Annotated in this window: 11 protein-coding genes; 4 read left to right on the top strand and 7 right to left on the bottom strand. The window is 67.1% G+C overall.

From position 1 onward, the window contains the following. Nucleotides 1–108: 108 nt before the first annotated feature. On the top strand, nucleotides 109–933 hold the full coding sequence (gene rlmJ, locus ACW17W_RS04045) for a 23S rRNA (adenine(2030)-N(6))-methyltransferase RlmJ (RefSeq protein ID WP_492079460.1): 825 nt from the start codon (nucleotides 109–111) through the stop codon (nucleotides 931–933). Between the two features lie 2 nt (nucleotides 934–935). On the opposite strand, the gene ACW17W_RS04050 is transcribed toward rlmJ, so the two are convergent. Further along, nucleotides 936–1,943 carry a cysteine synthase A gene (locus ACW17W_RS04050; RefSeq protein WP_492079461.1) on the bottom strand — a complete coding sequence of 336 codons (1,008 nt, stop codon included), beginning with the start codon at nucleotides 1,941–1,943 and terminating at the stop codon, nucleotides 936–938. 80 nt (nucleotides 1,944–2,023) lie between these two features. Between ACW17W_RS04050 and gcvA the strand changes: the two genes are divergently transcribed. Next, a complete protein-coding gene (gcvA, locus tag ACW17W_RS04055) occupies nucleotides 2,024–2,953 on the top strand; it encodes a transcriptional regulator GcvA (protein WP_492079462.1) in 930 nt (309 codons plus the stop codon). Between the two features lie 17 nt (nucleotides 2,954–2,970). Here the strand turns inward: gcvA and mdoH are convergent, their stop codons facing one another. The 4 genes from mdoH to ACW17W_RS04075 form a co-directional block, all read right to left on the bottom strand. Then, nucleotides 2,971–4,893, bottom strand: a complete 1,923-nt coding sequence (gene mdoH, locus ACW17W_RS04060) for a glucans biosynthesis glucosyltransferase MdoH (protein WP_492079463.1) — start codon at nucleotides 4,891–4,893, stop codon at nucleotides 2,971–2,973. A 122-nt stretch (nucleotides 4,894–5,015) separates the two neighbouring features. After that, nucleotides 5,016–6,830 (bottom strand): acyltransferase family protein, encoded by a 1,815-nt coding sequence (locus ACW17W_RS04065; protein ID WP_492079464.1) that lies wholly within the window; start codon nucleotides 6,828–6,830, stop codon nucleotides 5,016–5,018. 55 nt (nucleotides 6,831–6,885) lie between these two features. Continuing rightward, nucleotides 6,886–7,980: a CaiB/BaiF CoA transferase family protein gene (locus tag ACW17W_RS04070; RefSeq protein ID WP_492079465.1), complete on the bottom strand. Its 1,095-nt coding sequence runs from the start codon at nucleotides 7,978–7,980 to the stop codon at nucleotides 6,886–6,888. 26 nt (nucleotides 7,981–8,006) lie between these two features. Continuing rightward, nucleotides 8,007–9,230, bottom strand: coding sequence for a class I SAM-dependent methyltransferase (locus ACW17W_RS04075; RefSeq protein WP_492079466.1), 1,224 nt, complete (start codon nucleotides 9,228–9,230; stop codon nucleotides 8,007–8,009). Nucleotides 9,231–9,482: 252 nt separating this feature from the next. Between ACW17W_RS04075 and ACW17W_RS04080 the strand changes: the two genes are divergently transcribed. Then, the gene (locus ACW17W_RS04080) at nucleotides 9,483–10,721 is read left to right on the top strand and encodes a DUF2336 domain-containing protein (protein WP_492079467.1); all 1,239 of its coding nucleotides are present in this window, start codon (nucleotides 9,483–9,485) and stop codon (nucleotides 10,719–10,721) included. 180 nt (nucleotides 10,722–10,901) lie between these two features. After that, the gene (locus ACW17W_RS04085) at nucleotides 10,902–11,303 is read left to right on the top strand and encodes a Ros/MucR family transcriptional regulator (protein WP_492079468.1); all 402 of its coding nucleotides are present in this window, start codon (nucleotides 10,902–10,904) and stop codon (nucleotides 11,301–11,303) included. A 90-nt stretch (nucleotides 11,304–11,393) separates the two neighbouring features. On the opposite strand, the gene ACW17W_RS04090 is transcribed toward ACW17W_RS04085, so the two are convergent. Next, nucleotides 11,394–12,527 (bottom strand): DUF2336 domain-containing protein, encoded by a 1,134-nt coding sequence (locus ACW17W_RS04090; protein ID WP_492079469.1) that lies wholly within the window; start codon nucleotides 12,525–12,527, stop codon nucleotides 11,394–11,396. Further along, nucleotides 12,524–13,570 carry a hypothetical protein gene (locus ACW17W_RS04095; protein WP_492079470.1) on the bottom strand — a complete coding sequence of 349 codons (1,047 nt, stop codon included), beginning with the start codon at nucleotides 13,568–13,570 and terminating at the stop codon, nucleotides 12,524–12,526. The genes ACW17W_RS04090 and ACW17W_RS04095 overlap by 4 nt, the downstream gene beginning before the upstream one ends. Nucleotides 13,571–13,736 lie beyond the last annotated feature (166 nt).

The raw sequence follows: 13,736 nt of genomic DNA on the forward strand, positions 1-13,736 counted from the left end.
GGCAAGGGCAGACGACATGGGCAGGTCCCGACGGTGACCGGACAGCAACGGCCTGTCGGTCGCGCCGGTTCCTCTTGACCCGGATCGTTCGGCGCGGGACGGAGCGGGATGAACTATCGTCACAGCTTTCATGCCGGAAATTTCGCCGATCTGGTCAAGCACGCCCTGGTGCTGTGGCTGCTGAAGGCGCGTCAGGCGGCGGGGCCGGTGACGGTGATCGACACCCACGCGGGGGCCGGGCTGTATGATCTGACCGGCGATGCGGTGCGGTCCAGAGAGGCCGAGGCCGGGGTAATGCGGCTGATGGCGACCAGGGGGCTGCCGACTGCGATCCAGGCCCTGGCCGACGAGGTGCGGGCGGTGAATGGCGAGGCCTCCGCGTCGGGCGGGGATGCAGTGCGTTTCTATCCGGGGTCGCCGCTGCTGGTGGCGCGGTCGCTGCGGGCCGGGGACGCCTATCGCGGGTTTGAACTGAACCCGCCCGTGGTCGAACTTCTGGATCAGGCCCTGACCGGGTTTGCGAACGCCGGGGGCGAGGCGGGCGACGGCTATGACCAGGCGCGGGAGACGGCGACAGGCGTCAAGGCGCCGCTGGTGCTGATCGATCCGCCGTTCGAGAAGCCCGACGACTATGTTCGGTCGGCGGAGACAGCGATGGCGGTGACGCGCGCCGATCCGGCGGCGGTGGTGGCGATCTGGACGCCGCTCAAGGATCTGGAGACCTTTGACGGTTTCCTGCGTCGACTGTCGGGCGATGTGCTGGTGGCCGAGGCGCGGCTGCGGCCGCTGACCAATCCGATGAAGATGAACGGCTGCGCCATGGTCGTGCTGAACCCGCCCGCGGGCGCGCAAGCCGTGGCGACCGAGATCTGTGGCTGGGTGGCCGACACCCTTGGCGACGTCGGGGCGAAGGGCGAGGTCTGGCGGCTGTAGCCCTATGCCCAGGTCGGGACCGGCAGGCCCCTGGACTTCAGGAACTCGACATTGAACAGTTTCGACGCATAGCGGGCGCCCGGGTCGCACAGGCATGTGACGATGGTTTTTCCGGGCCCGAGTTCGCGGGCGAGCCGGACGGCTCCGGCGAGGTTCACCCCGGCCGAACCCCCCAGCGACAGGCCTTCATACTGGACGAGGTCAAACAGGATCGGGAGGAACTCGGCGTCCTCGACGCGCCAGACGCGGTCGGGCCGGAAGCCTTCCAGATTGCCCGTGATCCGGGCCACCCCGATTCCCTCGGTGATGGACGAACCCTCGGCCTTCATCTCGCCGGTGGTGAACCAGTTGTAGAGGGCCGCGCCGCCGGGATCGGCCAGGCCGATGGCGACGTCGGGATTCTGTTCGCGCAGGAAGGCCGATACCCCGACAAGCGTGCCGCCGGAGCCGACGGCGCTGACAAAACCGTCGATGCGTCCGCCGGTCTGGGCCCAGATCTCCGGGCCGGTGGTGCGGTAGTGGGCCTCGCGGTTGGCGATGTTGTCGAACTGGTTGGACCAGATGGCGCCCTCGGGCCGCTCGTCGTTCAACTCGGCCGCCAGACGCCCCGAATAGTGGACGAAATGGTTGGGGCTGGAGAAGGGGGCGGCGTCGACCTCGATCAGCCGGGCGCCGAGGCCGCGCACGGCCTGTTTCTTTTCCTCGGACTGGGTGCGGGGCATGACGATGACGACGGGATGGCCGAGCGCCGCCCCGACCAGCGCCAGTCCGATGCCGGTGTTGCCGGCCGTGCCCTCGACAATGGTTCCGCCCGGTTTCAGGGCGCCTGACTCCCGGGCCGTCCGCACGATCGACAGGGCCGCCCGATCCTTGATCGAGCCGCCCGGGTTAAGGAATTCGGCCTTGCCGAGGATTTCACATCCGGTCTGGTCAGACAGTCGGTTCAGACGGAGCAGGGGGGTGTCGCCGATCAGGTCGAGGACGGAACCGGCAGGGGTCGGGGAGGACACGAAGGCAGCCTTTGTCAAAGCGTTTGCCAAGGCACCTTAAAAGGATTTGTCTTTCCATGGCTGATAGGATTTCTAACGGCATGGCCAGATCTCTTCTCCCCCTCAACGCCTTGCGCGCCTTTGAAAGCGCCGCACGGACGCTGAATTTTTCCCGCGCCGCAGAGGAGCTGTCGGTGACGCCCGGGGCCGTCAGCCAGCAGATTCGCTTGCTGGAAGATATCGTGGGCGGTCCCCTGTTCCTTCGGGAGGCCAAGGGACTGCAATTGACCGACCTGGGGCGAGGGTCGGCGCCCCTGCTGCGCGAGGGGTTCGAGCGGCTGATGGATGCCTCGGCCCTGTTGCGCGAGCCGCCCCGCCGGCGTCAGGTCTCGATCAGCGTGGCCCCGGCTTTTGCGTCGAAGTGGTTGATGCCGCGTATGGACGACTTTCATGCAGCCCATTCCGAGGTCGAGGTCTGGATTTCGGCGGACATGGAGCCGGTGGTTCTGGGAGAGGGCAAGGCCGACCTGGCGGTGCGTTATGGGCCGGGCGAGTATCCGGGCCATGTCGTCGAACGGCTGATGACCGAAACGGTGCTGCCGGTGTGCGCCCCGGGCCTGCTGTCGGGCGAAAGGCCGATCCGCAAGCCCGCCGATCTGGTCGGTCATCCGCTGTTGCACGACATGTCCAATGATGGAGACCCCAGCCGTCCCGACTGGTCGATGTGGCTGAAGGCCCGGGGGGTCAAACATCCGGACGCCCGACGCGGATCGCGCTTCAACCATTCCGGCATGTTGATCGAGGCGGCGGTGGCCGGTCGCGGCGTGGTGCTGGCCAAACGCACCCTGGCCCAGGCGGACCTGGAGGCCGGGCGTCTGGTGGCGCCGTTTGCAGACGGCTCAGAGGCGGTGGGGTTCGCCTATCACGTGGTCATGCCGCGAGACCGCCCGGCGTCGTCCAGCACACGGACCTTCGTCGCCTGGCTGAAGCAGCAGGCGGTGCATCACGAGAATTCAATGGGAGGGCTCTAGGTCCTCCTGTCCCCGGATCAGGCGTTCTGAAGGGCGCGCAGGGCGCGGACGCGGGCGTCGTCGGTCATCAGATTGGGGCGAGCCGGGCCGTGAATGACGAGCGGCGTGGCGCTTTCCTCATCGCCGGAGGGGGTCACCAGCCAGCCGCGGCGGGCGAAGGCGACGCCCGAGGCGCGTTGCGAGGTCCATTTGGCGATCGGGGCGGCCAACAGGAGCGGACCGACGATCGGGATGAAGAAGCTGGCCAGGTCAGGGCGGAGGCTCAGGGCGACCACGAAGGCGGCGCCCGCGATCATCTGCCAGCGCATGGAGCGGAACGCGTCAGTCCAGGTGATGCCGTCGGCGTCGCGCTGCTGGGCGTGCCAGCCGGCGTCCTGACCGGACATGATCTTCAGGACCGACACCGTGTTGGCGACCATAAGGATAGGGGCCAGAATCGCCGACAGGCAGATCTCGGCGATCATGCCGGAGACGATCCGGCGGCCGCCGCCGAAGGCCCGACGCTCACGCGGGCGCGAGAGTACCAGGGCCGCGCCCATGACCTTGGGACCCATCAGCAGCATGCCCGCCAGCAGGGAGGCCAGCATGAAGGGCGAGAACTGGGGATTCAGGAAATACAGGAAGGACGACCAGTCAGGCGCATACTGAAGCTCGATGGCCAGGCCGATGATGAGGGCCGAGAACCAGAGCGCCGAGGCGACATAGGCCAGGACGCCCATGAACAGCTGGGTGCGGTTGGCGAAGGACAGGCCGGGCGAGAACAGCAGGGCCATGTGTTGCAGGTTGCCCTGGCACCAGCGGTGTTCGCGACGGATGAAGTCGGTCAGCGTCGGCGGCGTTTCCTCGCACGATCCGTCGAGCGCGGCGGTGACGTGGCAGGCCCAGCCGGCGCGGCGCAACAGGGCGGCCTCGACCACGTCATGGCTCAGGATGTGGCCGTTGAACGGCGCCTTGCCTTCGAGGTGGGGCAGGCCCGAAGCCTCGGCAAAGGCGCGCGTGCGCAGGATGGCGTTATGGCCCCAATAGCTGCCTTCCGAGCCGGTCCACCAGGCCAGGCCCGCAGCGGCGACGCGGCCGTACAGGCGGGTGCTGAACTGGGAGACGCGGGCAAACAGGGTCGAGGCCTTGACGATGGTCGGAGCGGTCTGGATCAGACCAACGCCGGGGTGCCGCTCCATGGCGTCCACCAGACGCAGCAGGGTCTCGCCCGCCATGGTGGAGTCGGCGTCAAGCACCACCATGAAGTCATAGGCGCCGCCGAACCGACGCGTCCAGTCGGTGATGTTGCCGGCCTTCTTCTCGGTGTTGATCTCGCGGTGCCGGTAGAAGGTCTGGCTGTGGGCGCGCAGGCGGAAGCCGGCGAAGGCGCCCTGTTCAGACATCAAGGCCGGGGCCTTGTTCGTATCGGACAGGACGAAGAAGTCGAAGGCGTCCGACACCCCGAGACGCGCCAGACCGGCGTCGATCTTGCCGAGGCGCGACAGGGCGGTGTGGGCGTCCTCGTTGTAGAGCGGCATCAGCAGCGCGGTGCGGGTCTGGGGCGCGGGCGGGTGGGGCGCGAAGTCGAGATCGCGTTGCTCCCGGTTGGTCATCAGCACCCACAGGCCAATGGCGGCGTTCGAGAACCAGCAGGAAATGGAGCCGATCAGGATCAGGAACAGGCCGAAACCGATAGCCTCGAGCATGTCGAAGCCATGGCGGGCGTAGAGAATGAACGGCGTGACCGCAGCCAGGGCGGTCAGGCACAGGGTCGCTACGACCAGCAACCAGCGCCGTGCGGCGATATTGCGAGGCGTCGTCGCGACATGGTTCACCACGACCGTCTCGTCGATCGACTGGATGGGCATCGCCAGCGGAGCGTCGTCCGGCAGCCAGTCGGAGACCCCGTAGGTCTCGACGCCGGCCAGAAATTCCTCACTGCGAAGGACCAGTCTGTTCATCGCTTTCGTGACGTCCCCGAAGAGCCCGGGCGTGCGGAGAGGAGGCCGCCAGGCTACTGCATTGCACCATGAACGCATTTTCGTGAAAATCAATCACACGATCGTGATAACCGCGTGTTTTTTTAGGTCCCGTCCGCGCTGCCGGCGTCTTCGGGCTGGCCGCCGGCCATATCGCGGAGACGGCGGCTCAGGAGCCATGCGGCTATGCCCGTCCAGCCTACCAGAACAAGGGCATGGGCCCGTTCCCACCATCCCACATTGGCGTCGTTCACCGTGCCGGGAAGGACGAGATGCCGGGTCAACACGGTCAGGATGGCCATGATCACGAACACGGCGGCCAGAAACAGTTTCAGTCGGGGGGTGTCGCGACTGGCCGAGAGCCCCCAAAGCAGGATCAGGGGCGCCAGCTGGATGCCGAGCGCCAGGTACAGGACCTCGACATGGCGCGGGTCCGGCCAGGGGTAGATGCAGGAGGCCGCCAGACCGATTCCGGCGAGGACGAAGCAGGCTGCCGTCAGGATGCCGGCGATGCGATGGCGGGTAATCGCCATCAGCGCCAAGCCGAGGCCGACGCCGGCGAGCCCGGCCAGGATTCCCGCCACAAACACTCCGCCGTTGAAGATCAGCGGCATGGCGGCTCCGGCCCCGCCGAGCTCACTCAGATACTGTCGCGAATTGTCGAAGCCGGGATAGGCGCTGATGGCGAGACCCACAGTCAGTATGGCGAGCACCGGCGCCGCCACCCCGAGGGCCAGCAGCAGTCTGCGTCTGCGGAACGGGCCGGGATGCGGCAGGCCGAAGGTGGGGCGGCCCGGCAAGGGTTTGAGGCCCCAGATCGGACGCAACAGCGGCGTGCGGCGCACGATCTCGTAGATGACCAGACTGCCGCCGAGGGTGAAGGCGGTGAGGATCGGAGCCTCGACCCAAACCGGAAGGCCGGCCGGCCGCACCCACCACAGGGCGATGACGAGAAGGGTCTGGTGCGCAAGGTAGAGGGTGAAGACCGCATCGTTCAGATAGGCCAGCGCCGGTCCTGACGCCTTTCGGAGGTGCAGGCTGGCGAAGCCGAGAACGGCCGTCATCACCGCCCACTGGTCGAGGGCCACGACCACATTCCGGGGAACGCCCCAGAAGGCGCCGCCGCCGGGATGGGCGACCTGAAGCATCATCACAGGCAGGGCCAGCAGCCCGACGCCCAACCCGACCCAGCGATATCTTTCCAGCGAGCGCCAGATACTCGCGTCACGGGCTGCGAAAAAGCCGAACAGGAAGGCGGCCAGGGACTGGGCGTGATTGTACCAGTCCCACATCAGGTTGTTGGTCAGGCCGAATGACGGATAGAGGAGGACCCGGGCCGCGACGAGATAGAGGGCCGGGACCCAGAGGATGCGCGGTCCGGCGAGGACACGTCCGATGCGGCTCTCGATAGCCGCAATCCAGTCAGGCCGCCGCAGCAGGGCGACGACCACGAAGCTGTAGGCGGCGATGTAGATGACGAACCACAGGTGGTTGAAGGGCACGCCGTCAGCCAGTCCGGACGGACTGAACTCATGGACCAGCCAGGCGGGATAGCCGGCGGTCCAGTCCGCCTTCTCCATCGCCTCGATCCACGACTGGATGGTCACCAGGATAGCGACGCCGAAGATCAATGGCGGGCCGAGGCGGGCGATGCGCATCCGTGCCGTTGCGGCGGCCGTCCGATTGATGGTCATGAAACGCACGGCGGCGCCGGACACGAGAAACAGAAGGGTCAGGCGCCAGGGGTTGGTGATCAGCACCGCCTCGCGAATCCACTCCAGCGTATGCCGGCTGTGCAGGTGCCAGTCATAGGGGCCGTAGGCGAGCCCGACGTGATAGAGGATCAACAGGCCGAAGGCGCCAACCCGGATCCAGTCCAGATCATGACGGCGGGTTGAAGGGGGTGCGGCGGCGGTCACTGCGCCCCTATGCGTCAGGCGCGAACTGAAGTCCACGCGACAAAGCGGGCCCGGGTCAGACGGTCCAGCGGTCCTGTATTGCCCCGAATGTGGTCTCGCCCCGCCGATCAGGATCGACCCGGCCGGGGGTCATGGACAGGTTCGGGGCGGGGGCGGGCTGGGTGACGCCGTCCACCGCGATGAAGGTCCCGCGGGCCTTGTTGTGCGGGTGATCGGCGGCTTCGGCGAAGGACAGGACGGGGGTGACGCAGGCGTCCGTTCCCTCAAATATGGTGGTCCAGTGATCGCGCGGCGCGGCGGCGAATGCCGTTTCGAGTCGTGTCGCCAGTTCAGGCCAGCGGCCCCGATCGTATTGGCCGGCGGGATCGAACTCCAGCTCAAGGCCCGCGACAAGCGCGGCGAAAAAGGGCGGCTCGAGAGCGCCGACCGCGACGAACTCTCCATCCGAACACCGGTAGCAGCGGTAAAAGGGCGCCGCGCCGTCCAGAAGGTTGGATCCCCTTGCGCCGGTCCAGAGGCCCCCGGACGCCAGGGCATGGAACAGGCTGGACAGCACAGCCGCGCCATCAGTCATGGCGACATCGACGACCTGGCCTTGCCCGGTCGAGCGGGCCGAGGTCACGGCGGCGAGGAGGCCCGCAACGGCGAACATGGCGCCGCCTCCATAGTCGCCGACGAGATTCAACGGCACGGGCGGGGGCCGGTCCGCCGCCCCCATGGCATGCAGGGCGCCGGTGAGGGCGATGTAGTTGAGGTCATGGCCCGCGCGGGCCGCGAGCGGCCCGGTCTGGCCCCAACCGGTCATGCGGACATAGGCGAGGCGCGGATTGCGTTCGAGGCAGACGTCGGGGCCCAGACCCAGTCGCTCCATCACACCGGGACGCAGTCCCTCGATGAGGGCGTCAGCGCAAGCGACCAGATCCAGAGCCTGTTCGCGATCCGCGGGAGACTTGAGATCGAGGATCAGATGCGGCCGGTTGCGGTTCAGCACGGCGCCGCCGGTATTGTCCCAGAAACCGCCGCCCGCCCGGGCAATCCGCACCACGTCCGCGCCCAGATCCGCCAGGATCATAGCCGCCATGGGCGCGGGGCCGATGGCGTCGAACTCGACGATTCGCAGTCCGGCGAGCGGTCCCTGGACGGTGGTCATGGCGTCTCCCCTTTTTTGGGGGGAGGTTAGCGAGCGTCTGCCGCCACCGAAAGGCGGATCTGGATCACATCGGTCCTGCGCGTGGCGAAGCCCGCCTCGCAATAGGCCAGGTAGAACAGCCAGAGGCGGTCGAAGGTCTGGTCCATGCCGCTGCGCGCTCCGCGATAGTTCTGGCCCCATAGATTCAGGGTGCGGGCATAGTCGAGACCCAGGCTGCGTTCGGCGCCTGTGACCAGCCCCTGTTCGGCGATGACCTCGCCCAGGCGGGCGCGGCTGGGCAGCATGCCGCCGGGGAAGACATAGCGCTGGATGAAGTCGACGCGACGGCGGTAACCCTCGAAGAGGTCGTCACGAATGGTGATGATTTGCAGACCCGCCTGACCGCCGGCTCCGAGCCGTTCGCGAACCACGCGGAAAAAGGTCGGCCACCAACGCTCGCCGACAGCCTCGAACATCTCGATAGAGACGACGCGGTCAAACGTTTCGGTCTCGTCGCGATAGTCCCGGAGCCGGATGTCGACCTTCTCAGCGAGTCCCGCCGCCTCCAGACGGGCGACGGCATAGTCGCGCTGGGACGGCGACAAGGTCAGGCCCACGACCTCGCAGCCCATGCGCGCCGCGTATTCGGCGAAGCCGCCCCAGCCGCAGCCGATTTCCAGCACCCGGTGCCCGGGCTGAAGATCGATGCTTTCGGCGAGCGCGGCGTATTTGGCCGTCTGGGCCGCCTCGAGCGAAAGGTCCGGCGAGGTCCAGAACGCCGAGGAATAGGTCATCGAGCCGTCCAGCCAGCGGCTGTAGAAGTCGTTGCCCAGATCGTAGTGGGCGACGATGTTCTTTCTCGACCCGCGCCGGGTGTTCAAGCGGCCCAGACGGTGGGTCAGCCAGTTGAAGGCCTGGATCAGGGGTTTGCCGTTGGCGAACTGATCCAGACGTTCGAAATTGTCGGCGAACACGGCGAGGAGTTTGGCCAGATCCGGGGTGTCCCATTCGCCCGCCACATAGCCCTCGGCGAGGCCGATGTCTCCGCCGGTGAGGCCGCGCCGGACCATGCGCCAGTCATGGATGATCAGCCGCGCGGGATCAGCGGCCGGACCGAAACGCTGGACCCGGCCTTCGGGGGTTTCGATCACGAGACCCGCGCCGCGCCAGTCCGCCTCGATCCGGGCCAGAACCCAGAACAGAAGGCGCGCCGCCCGCGAGGGGGGGCGAAGGCTCGGGAAAGGCACATCGTCGATGACGGGGGCTGACATGACTGAACTCCGATACGCCCTCACGACGGTATGACGCGGTTACGACGGGCGGCCGGGGTCGGATGCGATGTCGTCCCGATTCAATCCCCGGCCCAGACCTGTGTGCCGGGCCCTGCCGTGCCAACGCCTTCGTCGTCGTGGCGTTCATCGTCAAGCCGTTCCGTGACTGATGTGTTCCGCAGCGGTGTTCACCGGCAGCCAGGGCGGGATCGCCGTCATGGCTGATTAACCGGCAGTTGATAGGGTGAGACCATGTCAGAGCGCCCGGTCGTCAGCGAGAATGATGCACCGCCATCGGAGGCGGGCTCGAGGCAGGCCGTACCGCGCGCCCGGGCCGCCTTACTGAAGCGGCTGGCGGACGTTGTGTCGCTGCCAGCCAGTCGCATCAACGCCTTCGAGCGCGCGGTGACAGGCGATCTCCTCCTCGAAATGCTCAGGCTGGCCGGTCCGCATGAGCGTCGGCGCGTGGCCGAACGTCTGGCGCCCCTCAGCGAGATTCCCAACACCCTGACCCGTATGCTGCTGCGCGATACGCCGGAGATCGCAGGGCTGCTTATCGAACAGTGCACGGCGCTGAACGACGCAGATCTGACGGCCTGTGCGCGAGACGCCGGACCCGAGCACCGGCTGATGATCGCGCGGCGGCGAGGCCTTTCAGAGATCGTAAGCGAGCAATTGATCGCGTCCGGCGAAGCGGCTGTGGTCGATCAGGTTCTGCGAAATGCGACGGCCCGGCTGTCCCAGTCGGCGGTTGAGAGCGTCGTCGGACTGAGTCGCGAGGCGCCCGATCTGTGCGGCCCCTTGCTCAAACGGCCGGAGCTGAGGCCGTCGGGCGCCTATGTCATGTTCTGGTGGTGCGGCCCCGAGGAACGGCGGATTATCCTGCAGCGGTTTGCCGTCTCTCGCGAGGTGATGCAGGAGGTGGTCGAGGATGTGTTCGCCATGGCGGCCGCCGAGGGCTGGCAGGATCCGGTATCGCGCAAGGCGCTGCAGTTCATCGAACGCCGTCAGCGTAACCGTGCCGCGATCGAGAAGAGTCCCTACGACAGTCTTGAACACGCGATCGCCGTGGCGGCCCAGGAGGGTCTGACGCGCGACCTTGCTGCCGAGATCGCCTATCTGTCTGGCATCAAGCCGCTGACTGGCGCCAAGATCATGGGCGACACGGGCGGCGAGCCGCTCGCCATCCTGTGCAAGGGAACGGGGTTGTCCCGGGCAGACCTGCTGAACCTGTGGCGCTCGATGCGACGTCCCGAGGTCACCGCCGACGGTCTGCCCCATCCGGCGTGGGAACGCGTGCTGGTCACCTATGAGATGCTGGCCGTCGACCGGGCGCAGACGGTGTTGCGTTACTGGAACTGGTCTCTGTCGTCTGCCCTGACGCCGGAACTGCTGCAGGCCATCCGTGATGGCGATGAAAGCGCCCTTGATGAATACTCGGCGCCCGAGAGAGCGGCAATGATGGCCTTGTCCGACAACTTCAAACGGTAAGACGGCCCGCCGATATCCCCCAGTTTCAGCGACGTCACGAAATGCTGGACGACATTCTCATTGCTCCCCGTCTCGAATAAAACTACTGCGTAGTCCCACACTCATGATCTTTGAAAGATCGGCGAAGGAGACGTAGCATTGGATAGTTTGGTTGCAGCCGACAAAGGCGAACTTCTGGAGATGACGGCAGACATCGTGTCGGCCTATGTGGGGAACAACAGCGTCTCCGCCAGCGAACTGCCGGGCCTGATTGCCAGCATTCACGCCGCACTGTCGCAGGTGACGACCGGACCGGTCGAGGCGGCGCCGGAGCCCAAGGAGCCGGCTGTGCCGGTTCGCAAGTCGATCAGCCCCGACTTCCTGATCTGTCTTGAAGATGGCCGCAAGTTCAAGTCGTTGAAACGGCACCTGCGCACCAAGTATGACATGAGCCCGGAAGACTACCGGGCCAAATGGAACCTGCCCAAGGACTATCCGATGGTCGCCCCGAACTACGCCAAGGCGCGTTCGGAACTGGCCAAGCAGATGGGCCTGGGCCAGGGCGGGCGCAAACCCGCCCGGACGACCCGCGCGAAAAAATAGGGTTCGGTCGAACAAGAACGGCCAGTACCACTGGAAAGACCCGCTGCCGCAAGGCGGCGGGTTTTTTCGCATGTTCGGGATCCGGCAGACCTATCCTGCGTGGACGCCCCGACGCATTCGCCAGAAGCGCACGGTGCGCAGCGCCTGATCCCGGGTGAGGTCGCCGTACAGGTGACCATATTCCTGGGTGCGGCCCAGGGCGTTATCGCCCCCCTCGCCGAGGATGACCACGACCAGGGTCATGAAGAGCGCACGGTCCAGGTCGGCCGCCTTGCAGAGCACTGCGAGGGCGTCGATCTCGCGTCGGTCAACGATCTGGGCGGCGAGGGGCATGTCGATGGCGGCAAGCCGTGACAGGGCGATCAGAAAGGCCGTCCGCGAGCTCTGACGCAACAGCCGCACCAGCGCCTGGGCAGAGATCGGCCCCTTGGCCGCAAGGGCGTCGACCTGGGCCTGGGCCTGGGCGTAGTCAGGCGGCAGGAGGCCGTCCTCGACGGCGACGCGGCCATAGGCCGCCGCGAGGGCCTCTTCGACAACCTCCGGAGCGAGAAGGGCGTTCTGCTCATGGATGCGTTGACGCAACCGACCCTCGACTACGAAATACATCTCGTTGAGGAGTTCCGGAGGCAGGCTCCGGCGTTCCACGGCGGCTTCGTGAAGAGCCGGGTTGGCCTTGGCGCGTTCGACTGCCGTGCGGGCCGTCGCATGGGAAAGCCGGGCGTCTTCGTTGCGAAGCAGGGCGCCCAGTGTGACGTCGTCGCCTCGCTGAACGATCACCTCGGACAGGGCTTCGCCGACGTCACGACGGCCGGAAATGGCGCGGAGGTGCGCCTGACCGTGTGAGCGGGCAATGTCGAGCAGATCCGCTTCATCCAGAACCGGCGACGCCGCCAGCACGGGTGCGGCGACCTCGGCCACGTCGGAGGCGAGCCGGCGGATCAGACCTCTGGGGGCGTCTGCGACGGAGGCGAAGCGACGGGACAGTTCGCTGCGTACAGTGGCCTCCATCTCGGTCGCAAGACTGGAAAGGACGTCATCGTAGAGCGCCTGTTCGTCGTCAGTCCGCGTCGGGGCGCCAAAAAATGAATCCGTCAGTTCACGCAGCAGGGCGCGACGGCTTTCGCTCGACGACTCCTGGGCCATGGCGATCAGTTCCGGCAGGCGTGACCCTGTCGACGGAGCGGCCCGGGAGGGGGTGAGATGGGCGGCCGGTGTCTGTGTCATGGCAGGCTGGGGTTGTCGCCCTGGTTGATGGCCTGAACCCGGCCGTTGATGGTTCGGGTCTGGACGGGCAGGGCGGGGGGGTCGGCCAGGTCCGTCCGGGCCGCGTCGAGGAAGGCGCCCTCGGGGATGACCGCATAGACGCTTTCCGGCATGGCGGTCGGATCCGGCTCATGGCCGGCGGCGCGGTGGACGGAATAGTAGCGGGCGCCGCCGCGGGCCGGGCCCTCGGCCGACACCGTCTGCTGGACGTGGCCTGCGGTCGGCCCCTGAACGGCGTTCGCAGAGGCGGGCGGCGTCTGGGTCTGCGCCTGGGACTGGGCTCCCTGGATGCGGAAGATCGGGGCGTCACGACGCGGCGCCATAGGGTCGGCGACCGGCGCTCCGGCGGATACCGGCTGGGGGCTGGCCCAGCCTGGACCGGTCACCGTCTGGTCCCCGCCGTAGGCCTGTTGCTGGACGTAGGGCTGTTGCGGCGCTTGCGGGGCCGGAAGGGGAGGCGTCGGCCGGCTTTCCACTGCGCTGTAGACCTGCGGCGCATAGCCGGGTTGGGTCCAGGCGGGGCCAGCGGCCGCAGGCGACTGCTGCAACTGGCGTTGTTGTTGCTGGAAATGCGGTCCCGGCATCGGCTGAGGAGAATAGGCCGGCTGCTCATGGACCGGCGCGGCCGACATCGCCGTCCGGGGCGCAAAGGTCTGGGGCGCAAAGGCTTGGGGCGCGTTGGTCGAAGGCGGCGCGGCCATGACGGGCTGCGGCTGCGCAGCGACCGGGGGGGTCATCCAGGCGTTGGCCGGGGTCAGACCGCCCGAGGCGACGGAAGGACTGTAGCGCGACGGGCGGCCTGTGCCGGACGCGATCGACGGATAGCGGTTGTTCGCCACCGGATGCATCTGCGGCGCAGTCGGCGGGGCGATGTTGGCGGGCTTTCCGGACCAGGACAGATAGCGCATGCCGTCCTGCGCCAGCACGGGGGAACCGACCAGAAGGCTGGCGGTCAGGGCCAGCCCGACCACGCGACCCGAAGGTTGAAACGCCTTGATACGCAAACTGCCTGCTCCTGCTCCCACAGAGACTGATCGTGAAGGACAAACCGCAGCGCGATTTCGCCGACAACGGGGGTCAGGCTCTTGTCGAACGCCGGACCAGAGTCTGGTTTCAGCCGGCATCTGCGCCGGCCGGACCCGCCTGATCTGGCGCACGTGGCGAGTGTAA

This window comes from Brevundimonas sp. FV1ye29L, assembly GCF_058681095.1.